This is a genomic window from Nocardiopsis ansamitocini (genome assembly GCF_030268225.1).
In the GTDB taxonomy this organism is placed as follows: Bacteria; Actinomycetota; Actinomycetes; order Streptosporangiales; family Streptosporangiaceae; genus Nocardiopsis_D; species Nocardiopsis_D ansamitocini.
This window is the reverse complement of sequence record NZ_BSQG01000003.1, coordinates 282,461-298,622: the sequence shown is the minus strand read 5'-3', so window position 1 is coordinate 298,622 and position 16,162 is coordinate 282,461. Positions and strand designations below refer to the sequence as shown.

Sequence of the window (16,162 nt, the reverse complement as noted above, 5' to 3'; positions counted from 1 at the left end):
GATGCGTCGCCACACGCGGCTGATCGCCGCCGGCGCGGGCCTGACCGTACTGACCGCCGGCTGCGGTCTCCAGGCGGCCTCCGGGTTCATCCCCGCGATCGAACCGGGCTCCATCCAGCCCTACCCGGAACTGGAGGGCGCGCAGGTCCGGGTGACCTCCAAGGAGCTCACCGAACAGGTCATCCTCGGCAAGATCGCCGTGCTGGCACTGGACGCGGCCGGGTTCGAGGTCGTCGACCAGACCAACATCCAGGGCAGCGACAACGCGCGCCGGTCGATGCTGATCGGTGAGAACGACCTGATGTGGGAGTACACCGGCACGGCGTGGCTGATCTACGAGGGCCAGAACGAGGTCATCAAGGACCCCCGGGAGCAGTACGAGGCCATCCGCGATCTCGACCTCGAAGAGAACGAGATGGTGTGGTTGGACCCACCGGCACCGATGGACAACACCTACGCGATCGTGGTGACGCCGGAGACCGCCGAAGAGTACGACCTGGAGGGTATCTCCGACCTCGGCAACGTCCCCGAGCCCGAGCGGTCGCTGTGCATGGACGTGGAGTTCGCCAACCGCGACGACGGCCTGGTGTCGTTGTACAAGGACTACGACCTCTCCGAGGACGAGTTCCCCTCCGAGAGCACCACGATGTCCTCGGGTGTGGTGTATCCCGCCGTCAAGAACGGCGACTGCACCCTGGGTTCGGCGTACAGCACCGACGGGCGGATCGACGCGCTGGGGCTGACCCTGCTGGAGGACGACCGCCAGGCGTTCCCCATCTACAACCCGGCGATCACCATCAAGCAGGACTTCGCCGAGCAGTACCCGCAGTTGGAGGAGATCTTCGCCCCCATCGCGGAAAAGCTCGACAACGACACGATCACCCAGCTCAACGCCAAGGCCGACGAAGAGGGCGAGGACCCCGTCTATGTGGCCATGGACTGGCTGGTCGCGGAAGGCTTCATCAAGGAGGCCGACAGCCTGCTGTGACCGACCGGCTCGCCGCGGGGCCCGACCGTTTCGGTCGGGCCCCGCGGCGTGCACAGGGCTCAGGCCGCCCCGCCCGGTCCTCCCGGGGGGACGATCGGCAGACCGTGGGGCGGCCCCTGCTCCAGGAGGCGCCAGAGTGCGTCGGTGTCCAGATGCTGTTCGACCAGGTCCCCCAGGGCGTCCAGGCGACGGGTCCGCTCGGCGGCGAAGTCGGTGTCGGGGGCACAGGTGAAGTCGCGGCCCGCGCGCGCCGCGACGTCGGCGAGGAAGGCCCGCCGGAAGGCGTCGTTCTCCAAGGCCCCGTGCCAGGTGGTGCCGTACACCGCACCGAAGAGGTGACCGTCCAGGAACGGTTCGGTGCGGGCGTCGGGGTCGGCGTGGACCGCACCGTGATGGATCGCGTAGGCGTGCACCGGATGGCCGTACCCGATCCCCGACGGACGCCCCAGGGTCTTCTCCTGGGCGAAGACCACCCGGGTGGGCAACAGGCCCAGACCCGCGACGGTTCCGGCACCCGACTCCACCCGGTCGTCGATACTGCGGGCCAGCATCTGGTATCCCCCGCACACCCCGAGCACCGGGGCGCCACGGCGCGCCCGGTCGATGACGGCCGCGGCCAGCCCGCGCTCGCGCAGCCATGCCAGATCGGCGACCGTGGCGCGACTGCCCGGCACGATGGCGAGATCGGCGTCGGCGATCTCGTGCGGGGAGGTTACGAACCGCACATCCACCCCCGGCTCCACCGTCAGGGCGTCGATGTCGGTGAAGTTGCTGATCCGCGGCAGACGCACCACCGCCACCCGCAACGAGCGCGCGCCCACCGGCGCGCGGACCGGACCGCGGTCGGCGCCCAGTGCAAGGGAGTCCTCGACGTCCAGCCACAACCCGTCCAACCACGGCAGCACCCCATACACGGGCCGCCCCGTGAGCGCACGGATCATGTCCAGGCCCGGGTCGAGGATCTCGCGGGCCCCACGGAACTTGTTGATCACGAAACCCGCCACGAGGGCCTGGTCGCGGGGCTCCAGCAGTGCCAGCGTGCCGTGCAGCGCGGCGAACACGCCGCCCCGGTCGATGTCGCCGACGACGAGCACCGGAAGGCGGGCGGCCCGGGCCAGGCCCATGTTCGCAAGATCGCCGGCACGCAGGTTGATCTCCGCAGGACTGCCCGCGCCCTCGCAGACGACGACGTCGTAGTCGGCGCGCAGTTCGGCGAGCGCCTCCAGCGACACCCTCCGCAGATGGTCGGTGTAACTGCGGTAGGTGAGGGCGTCTGCCTCTCCGATCGCGCGACCGCGCACGATGACCTGGCTGCTGCGGTCGCTGCCCGGCTTGAGCAGGATCGGGTTCATGGCGGAACCGGGCTCGATCCCGCAGGCCGCCGCCTGCATGGCCTGGGCCCGACCGATCTCGGCGCCGTCAGGGGCCACCACGGAGTTCAGCGACATGTTCTGGGCCTTGAAAGGCGCGACCCGAACCCCTTGTCGGGCCAGCCAGCGGCAGAGCCCGGCGGTGAGCACGCTCTTGCCGGCGTCGGACGTGGTTCCGGCCACCAGCAGCGCGGGAGCCGCCTGCTCCGGGTCGATCATCTGCGCACATCCTCAACGCACCGGGGGAATGCGACGGCCACCGGCGACCCCGGCGCGTGAAGGGCACTCCCGACATGCATCACGATATAACCGGACAACCGGATCACCGTCCGAGGCGTCACCCGCAGTGCGGGTGCGGGGTCCCGGCCCCGGTGCCGAACGCTCCGCACGTGTGCCCCCCACCCCCTCCACAGGACTGGCGGACCCCATGACCACAGCCCCCGACGAGGAACGGCTCGTCTGTGACCGCTACCTACTGGGTGCCGAACTCGGCCGTGGCGGGATGGGGCGGGTGTGGCGGGCCCACGACCGTCGCCTCAACCGGACCGTCGCGCTCAAGGAGCTCCTGCTTCCCGAGAGCTTGGACGGCGCCGAGCGCGAACGCCTGTCCCTGCGCATGGGCCGCGAGGCGCAGGCCGCCGCGATGGGCGCGCACCCCTCGATCGTCACCGTCCACGACGTGATCCACGACGACGACCGCCCGTGGATCGTGATGGAGTTCCTGACCGGCCGGTCCTTGAAACAGGCGATGACCCAGGACGGGCCGCAGCAACCGCTCCAGGTCGCGGCCTGGGGAAGCAGCGTGCTGGACGCCCTGCACACCGCGCACGGACTGGGCATCCTGCACCGTGACGTCAAACCCGCCAACATCATGGTCACCGACAGCGGGCGGGCGGTGCTGACCGACTTCGGCATCGCGGTGATCGAGGGCGACAGCAGCCTGACCCAGACCAACGGGTTGGTCGGCTCGCCCGCCTACCTCTCTCCGGAGCGGCTGTCGTTCGCACCCGCCTCGACGGCCTCGGACCTGTGGGCGCTGGGCGCGACCCTGCACGGGGCGTTGACGGGCATCTCACCGTTCCACCGCCAATCCCTGGAAGGGACGGTGCTGGCGGTGCGTCGGGAGGACCCGCCTCCGTTGGGGGCCGATGTCCCCCCTCCCCTCGCAGCGGCGGTCCGAGGGCTCCTGGACAAGGACCCGAACCGGCGCATGGGGGCGGAAGAGGCACGGGGACTTCTCGGTGCCGCGATGGCACCGCACCAGCACGCGTGGACGCCGCACTCCCCGACCGGCCCGGGGACACCGGCCTGGGGCACCACTCCCCTGCCCGGGACCATGGAACCGTGGACGGCCCAGCGGGACGTCCGACCCCAGGGCGGAACCGGGACCACCGGTGGCTCCCCCACCGGGCCGCAGTACCACCGACCGCCCGAGACGACGGCCCCCGGGCGGCACACCGGGCCCCAGCCCCACCAGCCAGGCCCCAAGGCGTCGCGGTTCTCCTTGCCGCTGCTGCTGGGAGCCCTGGGCGCGGTCCTGGGCGCGGCCGCGCTCGTGGCGGTACTGGCGAGCGGGCTCTTCCTCATTTCCGGGGAGGACGGCACCGGGGAGGACGGCGCCTTGGGGGACACCAGCTCCGAAGGGGTCAACGCGGGCGGGGAAGCACCGGCCAGGCCCACAGGCGCCGAGGATTTTGCCGAAAGCGGGGCCGAACTCCCCGACGGCATGGTCCAGGACCCCGCCGGGTTCACCATCGTGGTGCCGGAGGGGTGGGAGCGGCGGGTACAGGGCGACAGCGTCTACTTCGACTCTCCAGGAGGCAGTTACCTGCAGATCGACCAGCGGCCGAACCAGTCCGACGACCAGTATCAGAACCTGGTGGAGAACGAACACCACGCCCTCACCGCGGGGAGCTTCCCCGGCTACGAGCAGATCCGCCTGGAGGACGTCACCGAGCAGGTGGGCTACGTCTCGGTCGCCGAATGGGAGTTCACCTACGACTCCGGCGAACGCTCCCGACGCGTCATGACGCGCAACATCACCGTGGCCGAGGGCCAGTACGTCACGCTGGCGTGGGGCACTCCCGCCGAGGCGTGGGACGAGCAGGAGGGCATCCGCGAGGAGTCGTTGGCGTCGTTCGCGCCGAACTGAACCGGGGAAAGGTCAACGGTCCAGCGACCAGGCGAGGGCCGCCGCCACGAGCGCGGCCCCCGTGTTGACCGCACCGGCCAGCCGAACCGCGCGACGGATGTCGGCGACCGCCGGTTCACGGCCGTGCCCCAGTTCGGGGCGGTGCTCGACCCGGCCGCCGTAGACGTTGCGCCCGCCCAGTCGAATCCCCAGCGCCCCGGCGAAGGCCGCCTCGCACTGACCCGAGTTGGGGCTGGGATGGTGGTCGCCGTAGCGGGCACGGGTCTGCCAGGCGGCCCGGCGATCGCCTTGCGCCACCGGGGCGGCCACCACCGCCAGCAGCGCGGTGAGCCGGGCCGGCGCCCAGTTGACGACGTCGTCCAGGCGTGCCGAGGCCCAGCCGAACCGCTCGTAATGGGCGGAGCGGTGACCCACCATCGCGTCCAGGGTGTTGACCGCGCGATAGCCCAGCAGACCTGCCGGCCCCAGGAGCGCTCCCCACAACAAGGGGGCGACCACCGCGTCGGAGGTGTTCTCCGCGACCGACTCGATGGTCGCACGGGCCAGCGCCCCCGCATCCATGCCGCCCGGGTCCCGTCCGCACAGGTTCGGCAGCCGTTGGCGCGCGGCCTCGATGTCGTCGTCCTCCAACGCCTCGGCCATGCGGGTCGCCTCGCGGCCCAACATCGCCCCGCCGAGGGTGATCCAGGCGGCGGCCGCGGTGGCGGCGACGGTACGAGCCGTGCCTGCACGGCTCTGCACGAGCGCGCCGGCGGCCACGACCGGCGCCACCGCCAGCACGGTGAAGACCGCACCGCGCACACGGCTGGGCGCGTAGAGGCGGCGTTCCAGGGCTGAGGCGGCGTCGCCGTACATCGCCACCGGATGACGGTGTGCGGGATCGGGTATCCGCCGGTCGAGTACCGCTCCGGCCACGAGTCCCAATGCCCACGACCGGCCCGAGGCGCGTCTGTGCTGTGTCCTCACCCCTCAACCCTAGTTCGACCGCACGCGCGGGGGGGCGTGCCGGACCGGGTGCGCGATACGTACGGGGCAACCGGTGGACGGGACGGGGTCAAGAATCGGGCAACCGTATTGACCTCGCGTTTTACTGCCGCCCATGCTCAAGGGCAACCGGGCCCCTCCGTGCCGTCCCCGTTCGCCCGACCGGGCCGGAGAGGAGGGAGCACCGTGCGCACGACCTGGATCGTCGAGATCCTCATCGGGTTGGGACAGTACTGGACCTGGTGAGGGAACAGCGGAAACAGCCGTGGGGCGGGGGATCGAGTTCGCGAAACACCATCTCCGCGCACCACTACCGGCGTTGATGACGGGTAACGTGTTCGGCGACGCCATAGCAGCCGGTTTGATGGGGAGCGCGTGCTAACGAGACGCAACTACGAATGGCAGTAGTTGATACGATTTCGCCCGGGCCTGAGCGACATGGACAGAATCCTCTATAATGTCGCCCCAAGGGCCCCGCAGCACCCACGGCCCCTCCACCCCCGTGCGCCCCATGGGGCCACCCCCGCCCCACAGCGACCACGGTTCGTACACCAATCCATGAACCCCCAGGTCAAAGGGTAACCAAGGGCTCCCGGCTCACGGGACAATTGAATCCGAGCACCCGTAGCTCAGTGGATAGAGCACCGGACTTCTAATCCGATGGTCGCAGGTTCGAATCCTGCCGGGTGCGCCACAAAACCCCAGGTCAGACGGGCCGGAGGACCCATCTCAAACCCTACTCGCCCCAAGGGTGACGACGGGGCGGCTCCGAGCGCCCCTCCCTACCGTCAGGCCCACCGGGCCGGTCATACGCCGGCCGCCCCTGGCGGGCACGGCCCTGTGTGGCAGGGGCGTTGTGGTCTCGGCCGGGAACACCGCCTGGTAGGCGTCCTGGGTGAAGTGGGCGATGGAATGGCCCGGCTCGGCCGGGACCACCTCCCGACCTCCGCCACGGACGCCATCGAGACCGGCTCATAGCGGAGCCCGCGCAACGTGATGGGCGGGCTCCCCTCCGCACGCGCAACGCGGGTGAACCAGTCCCCCACATGCGAGGACGGCCGCCCCGCCCTCTAAACGGCAAGCACCGGGAAGGGCGGGCCCCGGCTTCGAAGACGTGGGGCAGCACCCCCAAACCGGGACCTGGGTCTCCCCTGAGCGGGGCCTCGTTCAAGCTCCGCCCGGATCCGGTCGCTCCACCGCGCGGAATTTTCCGGCAGGCCGTGTTCTCTTCACCCCCGATTTTTCAGCCGCGGCGGGCCGGGGGCGAAGGTGATGCCGGTGGCGGGTTCACTCCATCAGCAGGCCGCCGCACGTGCCGTCGGCAACACCGCCCAACCGGCCGGACATGACTGTCGCAGGTCCAACGATGGCCCGCTCCGTGTGGATGACGGGAGACGGTCCCGACCCGCACCGAAGCCCCCACCACGTCCCGAACGACGCAATCGCCCCGTCCACAGGTGGGCAGAACCCGCCCTCCCCGCCCCACGCCTGGGTGTAATACACGTCATAATCGAAAGTACCAACCAGTAACTCACGGTGACACTGAGAACATCCGGAGTAATAACCCCGTCGGGATCGCTAGCCCTGGCCGGGGCAGCCTTGACTCGGGCAGGGGCCTGGCACAGGCAACGCCCACCTTCTTCGGAGGTCTCTCGGTGACTCACCGCAAGGTGTATCTCGCAGTTGGCAGGAAGAACACCCGAATCTATCGCTTCGATCCGATCGACGGCGACACACGCCTGGTCGATAACGTGGCCCCGTACAAGAGCGGTTTCACCGCCATGGGCGCGCAGTACAGGGAAGACGGCAAAGAGCCGCTGCTCTTCGCGGTCAGCGGGGGCGGCCTCGTCGTCATCGACGTCGAGGCCGGGACAGTCGCCCAACACCCCGTCCAGGGCTTGCCGACCGGCGTCACCTGGTACGACGGTGACATGAGCACGGACGGAAAAACCCTGTTCGTCGCGGGCGACCCCCAAGGCCACAGCTACTCGATCGATGTCGCGAACAAAACGGCGACCGCTGGGAACCCCCCTGGCGGCGGTCGTTGGGACGACTTCGCCCAGCATCCCAAGGACCACCGTTTGATCTCAGTGGAGGGTGACAACGGCGACCTCCTCAACGTGGACCCGCAGAAGAACCCCATGAAGACCGTACTCAAACCAGGCGTATTCCGGCCCGCCGAAGCAAGCTCCTCCTCCGGGTCCAGGCGCGCCTACTCAGCGATGTTCTTCGACACCGTCGGCAACTTCTACGCGGTGGACTCTGCGGGCAACGTCAACCACCTGGACCTGAGCGGCGGCGAGATCCCGGCCAAGGCCGAACGCATCGGCAACGGGAAGATCCCCGTGGACGGCCTGGAGGTCATGAACGGGGCGGGCCTGATCACGCAGATGCCCCTCAAACCCAGCTACGACGAGATCACCGTGACGAAGAAGTTCACCACCTCATGGGAAAGCTACGACCCCAAGGGCAGGGTGTACAGCTTCGATCTGGTGCTGAGCGCCTCCGCCGGGAAGAACAGCCCCGGCAAGAACGCCGACGTACGCAAATTCCGGATCTCGTTCGATCTGCCGACGCTCCCGGGAAGCAAGGTCGAGGCTTCGGGTGTAGACGTGCTCTACGAGGGCGGCAAGGCGTACTTGGACTCCCAGAGCGACCAGCTCCTGCCGGCCGGCGAATCACGTCACATCACTGTGCAGATCACCGTTCCCGGCGATCCGGCGGAACTCCCCCACGAGTATCCCCTTGCCGGACTTCGGGCCACCCGACTGGCCTGACGGAACCCCGCCCTCTCCGTGTCAACGCGCGCGTGGACCACCACGTACACGAGAGCGACCTGCCATGAGAGGCCCGTATGAAGGGGCGGTAGTCCCGTCCCCCGCCCGGGCCACGGCCCCGGGTGAAAGCACGGCGGTGGTTTCGTCCGCCTCGGGCGGGGACGCCCCGGAAAAACCCGGGAGGGTCAGCGACCGGCACCGCCCCGCGAGCGGTCAGCTCGCAGGGCGGTGCCGGTCCGAATCCCGCAGCCGCCGGATCCACTCGATGAGCAGCTCCGTCTCGGTGGTACCGAGGATGTCGGGGTGCGCGGCGGCGTACTCGATCACTTCGCGGCCGGACACGGAACGGTTGTCCGTCACCTGCACGGTTCCGGTGATCGCGGCGATCGCCCCCTCGCGCACGGCGATCGACAGGGCACGGTCCTCCTCGCCGAGAACGATCTGCCGGAGTGTGACCCCGATGTTGGTAACGAGGACGTGGGCGGCGGCCTGGTCGGCGGGTACGACCAGACGGCCCTGCTCCTCGGCACGGCGCATGAGCTCTTGGAGGATCCGGCTCGGCCGTGACTGCGCTGCCGGCGAGTGCCCGGGCCGGACCTTGCCGTACATGAGCGTATAGAAGCCGGGGTTGGCGATACCGAAGGCGACGTGGGTGTCCCATCCGGCGCGGATGTCTTGGATCGGACCACCAGTGGACTCGGTGGAGGCCTTCTGCTCCAGGTACATGTCGAAACCGCGCTCGATAACGGCCTCGATGAGTCCTTGTTTGCTGCCGAAGAAGTGATACAGGGTCGGCATCTTTACGCCGACCGCGTCGCAGACCGCGCGCAGGGAGAAGTCCTCGCCCGGGTCAGCGGCGATGAGGGCGGCGGCCGCACCCAGCAGCAGTGTCCGCGTGTCACCGCGCGTCGGTTCTGTCATTTTGCTACATTATCTTATATCGTTGATATGCAATTCCGTAGCAGCGATAGGAGACCAGGAGAGGCAATGGCCGAACACACGCTCAAAGGCAAGAACGTTCTCATCGCCGGGGGAGGGAAAAACCTCGGCGGGCTCATCGCCCGTCAGACAGCGGCCGCCGGGGCGAACGTGGCGATCCACTACAACTCCGAGTCCTCGCGCCCCGAGGCCGAGGCGACCCTCGCGGACGTGGAGGCCGCGGGCGGCAAGGGAGTCCTCCTGCAAGGAGACCTGACGAAGCCGGTCAACGTCGGGAGGCTGTTCGCCGATGCGTCAACGGCGCTCGGACCGATCGACGTCGCGGTGAACACAGTGGGCAAGGTGCTGCGCAAGCCGATCACGGAGACCACCGAAGACGAGTACGACTCGATGTTCGACATCAACTCCAAGGCCGCCTACTTCTTCATCAAGGAGGCCGGCCTGCACCTGGCCGACGGCGGGAAGATCGTCACGATCGTCACCGCACTGCTGGGGGCCTTCACGGACGGCTACTCCACGTACGCGGGCGGCAAGAGCCCGGTGGAGCACTTCACCCGCGCCGCGGCCAAGGAGTTCGCTGAGCGGGGCATCTCGGTCACCGCGATTGCCCCGGGGCCGATGGACACCCCGTTCTTCTACGGCCAGGAGACCCCCGAACGGGTCGAGTTCCACAAGTCCCAGGCCATGGGGAACCAGCTGACCCAGATCGAGGACATCGCCCCGATCGTGCGCTTCCTGGCCACCGAGGGGTGGTGGATCACCGGACAGACGATCTTCGCCAACGGCGGTTACACCACCCGCTGATCCACCCCGTTCTCACGAATCAGGGAGCACTGATGTCAGATCCGGACATCCCCGAACCCGTCGCCTCGTTCATCGACACCGTCAACCGTCACGACGCGACCGGGTTTCTCGACGCCTTCACACCCGACGGGGCGGTCGATGATTGGGGCCGCCTCTTCGTCGGCCGCGAAGCGATCACGGCCTGGAGCGAAAAGGAGTTCATCGGTTCCAACGGCACCCTCACACCCGAGGAGGTCACGGCAACCGGCGATGAGGTCACCGTCATCGGTGACTGGCGTAGCGACCACGCCAACGGCAGGTCGGTGTTCAGTTTCGCCACCGCCGGTCACAAGCTCGCCAAAATGACCATCCGCGGGGGCTGACCCCGATTCCTTCCGGGCACGGGGGTGCTGGAAGGCGACGCGATGACAGGGCCGGCGCCGCCTGACGCGGTAGCCGGCCCGTCGCCCGACCGCCGAAACGGCTTCGTGCACCTGTCCGACCGGTGCCGTCAGACGCCCAGGGCACTCAGGTCGAGCCGCCAGTCGTTGGACTGCTCCCAGGTGCCCTTGGGGTATTCGAAAGAGACCTCGCCCAACAGCTCGAACCCGGCCTTGCGGCACACCGCGTTCGACGCCGCGTGGCTCACGTGGGGGAACGCGTGCAGGTAACGCCGTGCGCCGCGCGCCGCCGCCCGGCCCGCGGCCAGCCGCAGGGCCTCGGCTGCGTATCCGCGACCGCCGAACTCCGGGAAGATCGCGTATCCGGTCTCGTACACGTCCGCACCGTCCCACTCCCGTTCCCAGTACCCGACCGAACCGATCGCCACTTCACCGAGGTGGACCATCAGCATCTCGCCGCTGTCAAGACGCAGGTAGCGCTGATGGCGGTCGAGGACCGTCTGCTCGGTCTCGGGTCCCCCGAGCTGCTCGGTCATCTCGGGGGTGTTCTGGCGTCGCAGGATCTGCAGGCCTGTCTCGGACCAGGATTCGAGGCGAAGGGTGTTCATGGCTCGGACGATACGCTCCGGCACCGACATAACCGGACGGCCGCCCTGCCTCAATGGGATGCGCCCGCCCCGCCTATCCGAGGCGAACGCCGCCCGACGCGGCGCTAGCGAACGGCGGCGCCCTCACCGGTCAGCTTCTCCGGCGCCAGCGCGGCGTCGAGCTGCCCCTCGTCGAGCAGCCCCCGTTCCAGGACCAGCTCGGCCAGTGTCCGGTGGCCGTTCAGCGCCTCCTTCACGAGGGCTGCCGTGGACGCGTACCCGAGGAGGGGGACGAGGCCGGTCGCGACGGCGAGGCTGTCCCTGGTCCGCGCGGTGATGGACGCGCCGTCGGCGTGGATGCCGCTCACGCAGCGCTCGGTGAGCAGGTCAGCGGCGCTCGTCAGCAGGGCGACCGAGTCCAGGAGGGACGAGGCGATGACCGGTCCGAAGGCGTTGAGCTGCAACTGTCCTGCCTCGGCCGCCATGGTCACGGTCGCGTCGGCGCCGACGACCAGGAACGCCACCTGGTTCACAGTCTCCGGGATGACGGGGTTGACCTTCCCCGGCATGATCGACGAGCCCGCCTGCACCGCCGGGAGCACGATCTCCCGCAGCCCCGCCTGCGGACCGGAGGCCAGGAGCCTGAGGTCGCTGCTGATCTTCGACAGTTTGACCGCGCAGCGTTTGAGAAGCCCGGAGGCCAGTACGAACACACCGGTGTCGGAGGTCGCCTCGATCAGATCGTTCGCCGGGGTCAGCGGGTACCCCGTGACCTCGCTGAGCTCGGCCACCACGCTTCGCCGGTATCCGGCGGGAGCGGTGATGCCGGTACCGATGGCCGTGGCGCCGAGGTTGACCTCGCGCAGGTGGGGCAGGAACTCCTCCAGCCGGGCGGCGTCCTCCCGCACCGTCTCCGCGAAGGCCGCGAACTCCTGCCCCAGGGTCATCGGCACCGCGTCCTGCAACTGCGTGCGGCCGATCTTCACGATGTCGCGGAAGTCCGCCGAGCGGGCGTCGAACTCGGCGGCGAGCCTGCCGAGCGCCGGCAGGAGGCGCTCGACGCCGCGGTGGAGCGCCAGCCTGACCGCGGTGGGATAGGTGTCGTTGGTGCTCTGGCTGCGGTTGACGTGGTCCAGCGGGTCGATCACCGCGTGCGTTCCCGGCGCGATGCCGAGCAGCCGCAGGGCCCGGTTGGCCAGAACCTCGTTCACGTTCATGTTGGTGCTGGTCCCGGCACCGCCCTGGACCCGGTCGACGAGGATCTCCTGGTCGAGGTCGCCCCGCATGAGCTCGCGGCAGGCCTCGGCGATCGCCCGCCCCTGGGCCGGGTCCAGCAGCCCCTGCGCGGCGTTGGCCCGGCACGCGGCGAGCTTGACCGCACCGTAGGCCCACACGAGATCGCGCAGATCGCCGCAGGGCCGGCCGGTGACGGGGAAGTTCGCCATGGCCCGCGCGGTGTTGATCCCCCAGAGCGCGTCCGCGGGGAGGGTCACCTCACCGAGCGAGTCGGTCTCCGTCCTCGTCCTCCCCTCGGTGGTGTCCGCGCTCATGCCGGTCCCTTCGTCGAACGCGGCCACGGGCCGGCGGCACCGGCTTCGGACTCGCGGGCGAAGTACTCGTGCGCCGTGCGCGCGAGCAGTGTGGCGCCGTCGGCGATGACCCGGTTGGCGGCGTCCCCCACGCAGACCGCGGCGAACTCGGGCTGGTGGTTGCTGACGGGGAAGCAGTCCAGACCGATGTAGGGGTGGATGGCCGGCACGTGCTGGGAGACGTTGCCCATGTCGGTCGAGGCGCGGTTCATCGTCTGCTGCTCCACGGGCGCGTCGAAGCGCCGCCCCAGGTCGAGGGCGTGCCGCGTGTAGATCTCCAGGGCCCGCTCGTCCGTACGGAACTCGGAGTAGGGCTGCGACTCCGGTGTGAACTCCATCGCGGTGTCCGTCGCGAGTGCCCCCGCCTCGAAGCACTGCTCCACCCGTCGGCGCAACGGTTCCAACTGGGCCAGGCTCTCGGCCCGGGTGTACCAGCGGCCCTCGGTGAAGCCGGGGATGGCGTTGGGCGCCTGGCCCCCAACCGTCTGGATTCCGTGGACGCGGGTCCCCGGCGGGAGCTGCTGGCGCAGCAGGCCGAGGGCCACTTGTGCGACGACGAAGGCGTCGTTGGCGTTGCGGCCCTCGTGGGGATAGGCGGCGGCGTGTGCCGACCGACCGGTGAAGCGGACGTGGTCGTGGGCGACGGCGTAGGGCTCGGCCCGCGGGGCGTCGACGGGGCCGGGGTGGGCCATCAGTGCCAGGTCCAGATCCCGGAAGGCCCCCGCGTCGAGCAGCTCGATCTTGCCCCCGCCGCCCTCCTCGGCCGGGGTGGCGATCACGTCGACGCGCAGGTCGAGTTGGTCCGCCCACGGGCGGAGCGCGATCGCCGCGCCCGCCGACATCGCGGCGATCAGGTTGTGCCCGCAGGCGTGGCCCAGGCCGGGCAGCGCGTCGTACTCGACGACGAGGCCGACCCGGCGCCGTCCCGAACCGAAGGAGGCGTGCAGTGCGGTGGGGAAGCCGAGGTAGGCGGTCTCGACGGCGAACCCGAACTCCTCCAGCAGGTCCGCCGTCCACCGCGCGGCGCGGTGCTCCTCCCAGGCGGTCTCCGGATGGGCGTGCAACGTCTCGGAGTAGGCGATCAGGCGTTCCAGGTGGTCCGAGACGCCCGGCAGCCCGCTGGGGTCAACGGTCATCGCCCGGCACCCCGTATCCCGGTGCGGCGGCCGGTTCCAGGCCGCGCCGAACGTAGTCGTCCCGCTGCGGGAGCCAGATTTCGAGCAGTCCTCCCAGCGCCTCGATCGGGTTCTCCTGCCAGTCGACGCGCAGGTCGGTGTCGCGCCAGCCGTTCGCGGACACGGTGGCCAGCCCGGCGGAGTACACCGGCCCGGCCTCGCCCCCGGCCGCGAGGCCGGCGGCGAGAGCTGCGAGGAGGCGTTCCTCCAGCTCTCCCGCGGCCGAGTCGAAGGCGTCGCACATGGCGGCGGGAACGCCGGGGTCCGAGAGCATGTTCCCGGCCGCAGCGCAGTGCGGCCCGCTGGCCTCTGCGTGGACGCCGAGGGTGCGGCCTCCGCTGAACGTGGCCGCGGCACCGGAGGCGTCCACCACGGTGAGCTGCCGGTACTCCGCGCTCGGCTCGCTGCCGACCACGGAGTCGAGCGCCTCCCGCGGGCTCTGGCCCGCGGCGAGCCGGTCCAGCAGCACCGCCCCCAGACGCGGGTCGGTGATGTTCTGTGAGGCGACCGCGCCGACGGAGTCGCGCAGGTGGACGACCCGCGCGGCGACGGCGGGCGAGGACGAGGCGGCGGCGATGCCGAATCTGCCCCCGTGGTGGGCTGCGATGGAGAAGGTCACTTTCCGCCTCCTGAGATCACGGCCGTCGCGTCGATCTCCACGAGCCACTCGGGCCGGGCCAGGGCCTGGACGACGATACCCGTGGAGACCGGGTAGACCCCCTTCAGCCAGCGCCCCACCTCGCGGTAGACATCCTCGCGGTAGCGCGGGTCGACGAGGTAGATCGTCACCTTGACGATGTCCCGCAAGTCACTCCCCGCCTCCTTGAGCAGGAGGTCGATGTTGGCCATGGCCTTCTCGGTCTGCGCGCGGACGTCGCCGACGCCCACGGACTCCCGGGTGTCCAGGTCCTGGCCGATCTGGCCGCGCAGGTACACGACTCCTCCCGCCACCACCGCCTGGCACAGGTCGTTGTCGAGGTTCTGCTCCGGGTAGGTGTCCTTGGTGTTGAACGTGCGGATACGCGTGTGCGTGGTCATGATTACCCCTGGGCGTGGGACGGACGTGGGTTCGAGTCGTTGTGTTCCATGTAGCCGCGCTGGATCGAGATCTGGTCGGCCACGTATTTGGCGTCGTGCCAGGCCCCCCAGATGAAGCTGGAACCGCGTCGGGACTGCCACGGCAGCCCCATGAAGTAGACGCCGGGCTCGGAGGAGACCCCGCGCTGGTGCCTGGGTCTGCCGTCATCACCGAAGGCGTCCACCTCCAGCCAGTCGTAGTCGGCGGTGAAACCGGTCGCCCAGAGGACGGACGTGATCCCGGCGGCGGCGAGGTCGAGTTCGAGGACGGGGTCGGTCACCGACTCCGGGTACGCGCCCAGCACCCGGGCCTGCGGCTCTTCCGGGAGGTCGAGGCCGTTGCGCTCGACGTAGGCGTCGGCCTCGTCCAGCAACGACAGGTAGTTGGCGTCGCCCAAGGCGATGTTGTCCCGCAGGTCGGAGGCGAAGCGCATGGTCCCGGCGTCGAAGGACTCCGTCCGGCCGACCAGGGTGATGCCGCGTTCGGCCAGGGCACGGAAGTCCACGGTGTGGCCGCCGTGCGCACCGCTGACCGCGATCGTGACGTGCTCGGCGCCCTGCGGAGGCGCCGACGCCTCCCATTTGCCGAGGACGCCCAGCCACCAGACGAAGTCGTGCCCCCGGTAGCTGCGCGGCGGGCGGTCGTGCGGCCCCACGGAGAGGTATACCTGTCGGCCGGAGGCACGGAGTTCGTCGGCGATCTGGACCCCCGACGAGCCCGATCCGACCACGAGGACGGCCCCCTCGGGCAGTTGCGCGGGGTTGCGGTAGGCGCTGGAGTGGAGCTGGACCAGCCCCGCGTCCTCAGGGACGATCGGGGGGACGACCGGCCGCTGGAACGGGCCGGTGGCGGCCACCACGTAGCGGGCGTCGAAGTCCCCCTCCGAGGTCCGCACCCGAAACCCCCTCCGGCCGGCGTGCTTGCGCACGGAGGTCACCTCGACACCGCAGCGAACCGGTGCGCCGATCTTCTCGGCGTAGGTGGCCAGGTACTCGGCCACCTGTTCCTTCGAGGCGAAGTCCTCGGGGTCCAGGCCCGTGAATTCGAGTCCGGGGAACCGGTCGTGCCAGACCGGCCCGTTCGTGACCAGCGAATCCCATCGTTCCGAGCGCCAGCGTTCGGCGATCCGGTTCCTCTCCAGGACGACGTGCGGCACTTTGCGGTCGCCGAGGTGCTCGCTCATCGCGATCCCGGCCTGCCCTCCTCCGACGACGACGACCTCGATCTCTTGAACTGACATCCGGAACCTCCAGGGGTCGATGAGCGCGTGTGGTTGCGCAGCGGCGGTGCTCACGCCCTGCGTGCTTTGCCGGCGGGTTCCGTCACCGCGTACGGGTGG

The 16,162-nt window shown here is 69.7% G+C and carries 14 protein-coding genes and 1 tRNA gene; 6 read left to right on the top strand and 9 right to left on the bottom strand.

Annotation, left to right across the window (positions count from 1 at the left end; genetic code table 11):
- Position 1: 1 nt before the first annotated feature.
- Positions 2-988 (top strand): glycine betaine ABC transporter substrate-binding protein, encoded by a 987-nt coding sequence (locus tag QSJ59_RS11045; protein ID WP_285759198.1) that lies wholly within the window; start codon positions 2-4, stop codon positions 986-988.
- Positions 989-1,047: 59 nt separating this feature from the next.
- On the opposite strand, the gene QSJ59_RS11040 is transcribed toward QSJ59_RS11045, so the two are convergent.
- Positions 1,048-2,577, bottom strand: a complete 1,530-nt coding sequence (locus QSJ59_RS11040; protein ID WP_285759196.1) for a cobyric acid synthase — start codon at positions 2,575-2,577, stop codon at positions 1,048-1,050.
- Between the two features lie 208 nt (positions 2,578-2,785).
- Here QSJ59_RS11040 and QSJ59_RS11035 point away from each other — a divergent pair, with 208 nt between their 5' ends.
- Positions 2,786-4,510 (top strand): serine/threonine-protein kinase, encoded by a 1,725-nt coding sequence (locus QSJ59_RS11035; RefSeq protein WP_285759194.1) that lies wholly within the window; start codon positions 2,786-2,788, stop codon positions 4,508-4,510.
- 12 nt (positions 4,511-4,522) lie between these two features.
- Here QSJ59_RS11035 and QSJ59_RS11030 read toward each other — a convergent pair whose 3' ends face one another.
- A complete protein-coding gene (locus QSJ59_RS11030; RefSeq protein WP_285759192.1) occupies positions 4,523-5,476 on the bottom strand; it encodes a cobalamin biosynthesis protein in 954 nt (317 codons plus the stop codon).
- Positions 5,477-6,112: 636 nt separating this feature from the next.
- Between QSJ59_RS11030 and QSJ59_RS11025 the strand changes: the two genes are divergently transcribed.
- Together QSJ59_RS11025 and QSJ59_RS11020 are read left to right on the top strand one after the other, a co-directional pair.
- Positions 6,113-6,188: transfer RNA gene (locus tag QSJ59_RS11025), tRNA-Arg, on the top strand.
- A gap of 961 nt (positions 6,189-7,149) precedes the next feature.
- Positions 7,150-8,271, top strand: a complete 1,122-nt coding sequence (locus QSJ59_RS11020) for a YncE family protein (protein ID WP_285759191.1) — start codon at positions 7,150-7,152, stop codon at positions 8,269-8,271.
- 213 nt (positions 8,272-8,484) lie between these two features.
- Here the strand turns inward: QSJ59_RS11020 and QSJ59_RS11015 are convergent, their stop codons facing one another.
- Complete coding sequence (locus tag QSJ59_RS11015; RefSeq protein WP_285759190.1) at positions 8,485-9,192, bottom strand: TetR/AcrR family transcriptional regulator; 708 nt, start codon at positions 9,190-9,192, stop codon at positions 8,485-8,487.
- 66 nt (positions 9,193-9,258) lie between these two features.
- Between QSJ59_RS11015 and QSJ59_RS11010 the strand changes: the two genes are divergently transcribed.
- Together QSJ59_RS11010 and QSJ59_RS11005 are read left to right on the top strand one after the other, a co-directional pair.
- On the top strand, positions 9,259-10,014 hold the full coding sequence (locus QSJ59_RS11010) for an SDR family oxidoreductase (RefSeq protein WP_285759189.1): 756 nt from the start codon (positions 9,259-9,261) through the stop codon (positions 10,012-10,014).
- 32 nt (positions 10,015-10,046) lie between these two features.
- A complete protein-coding gene (locus QSJ59_RS11005) occupies positions 10,047-10,376 on the top strand; it encodes a nuclear transport factor 2 family protein (protein ID WP_285759188.1) in 330 nt (109 codons plus the stop codon).
- A gap of 128 nt (positions 10,377-10,504) precedes the next feature.
- On the opposite strand, the gene QSJ59_RS11000 is transcribed toward QSJ59_RS11005, so the two are convergent.
- The 6 genes from QSJ59_RS11000 to QSJ59_RS10975 all read right to left on the bottom strand — a co-directional run bounded on the left by QSJ59_RS11000 (position 10,505) and on the right by QSJ59_RS10975 (position 16,063).
- Positions 10,505-11,002, bottom strand: a complete 498-nt coding sequence (locus QSJ59_RS11000; protein ID WP_285759187.1) for a GNAT family N-acetyltransferase — start codon at positions 11,000-11,002, stop codon at positions 10,505-10,507.
- Between the two features lie 104 nt (positions 11,003-11,106).
- On the bottom strand, positions 11,107-12,531 hold the full coding sequence (locus QSJ59_RS10995; protein ID WP_285759186.1) for an aspartate ammonia-lyase: 1,425 nt from the start codon (positions 12,529-12,531) through the stop codon (positions 11,107-11,109).
- A complete protein-coding gene (locus QSJ59_RS10990) occupies positions 12,528-13,706 on the bottom strand; it encodes a M20 family metallopeptidase (RefSeq protein ID WP_285759185.1) in 1,179 nt (392 codons plus the stop codon). Before QSJ59_RS10990 ends, QSJ59_RS10995 begins: the two co-directional genes overlap by 4 nt.
- The gene (locus QSJ59_RS10985) at positions 13,696-14,364 is read right to left on the bottom strand and encodes a DUF1028 domain-containing protein (protein ID WP_285759184.1); all 669 of its coding nucleotides are present in this window, start codon (positions 14,362-14,364) and stop codon (positions 13,696-13,698) included. Before QSJ59_RS10985 ends, QSJ59_RS10990 begins: the two co-directional genes overlap by 11 nt.
- Positions 14,361-14,783 (bottom strand): RidA family protein, encoded by a 423-nt coding sequence (locus QSJ59_RS10980; protein WP_285759183.1) that lies wholly within the window; start codon positions 14,781-14,783, stop codon positions 14,361-14,363. The genes QSJ59_RS10985 and QSJ59_RS10980 overlap by 4 nt, the downstream gene beginning before the upstream one ends.
- A gap of 2 nt (positions 14,784-14,785) precedes the next feature.
- A complete protein-coding gene (locus QSJ59_RS10975; RefSeq protein WP_285759181.1) occupies positions 14,786-16,063 on the bottom strand; it encodes a flavin-containing monooxygenase in 1,278 nt (425 codons plus the stop codon).
- Positions 16,064-16,162: the final 99 nt, after the last annotated feature.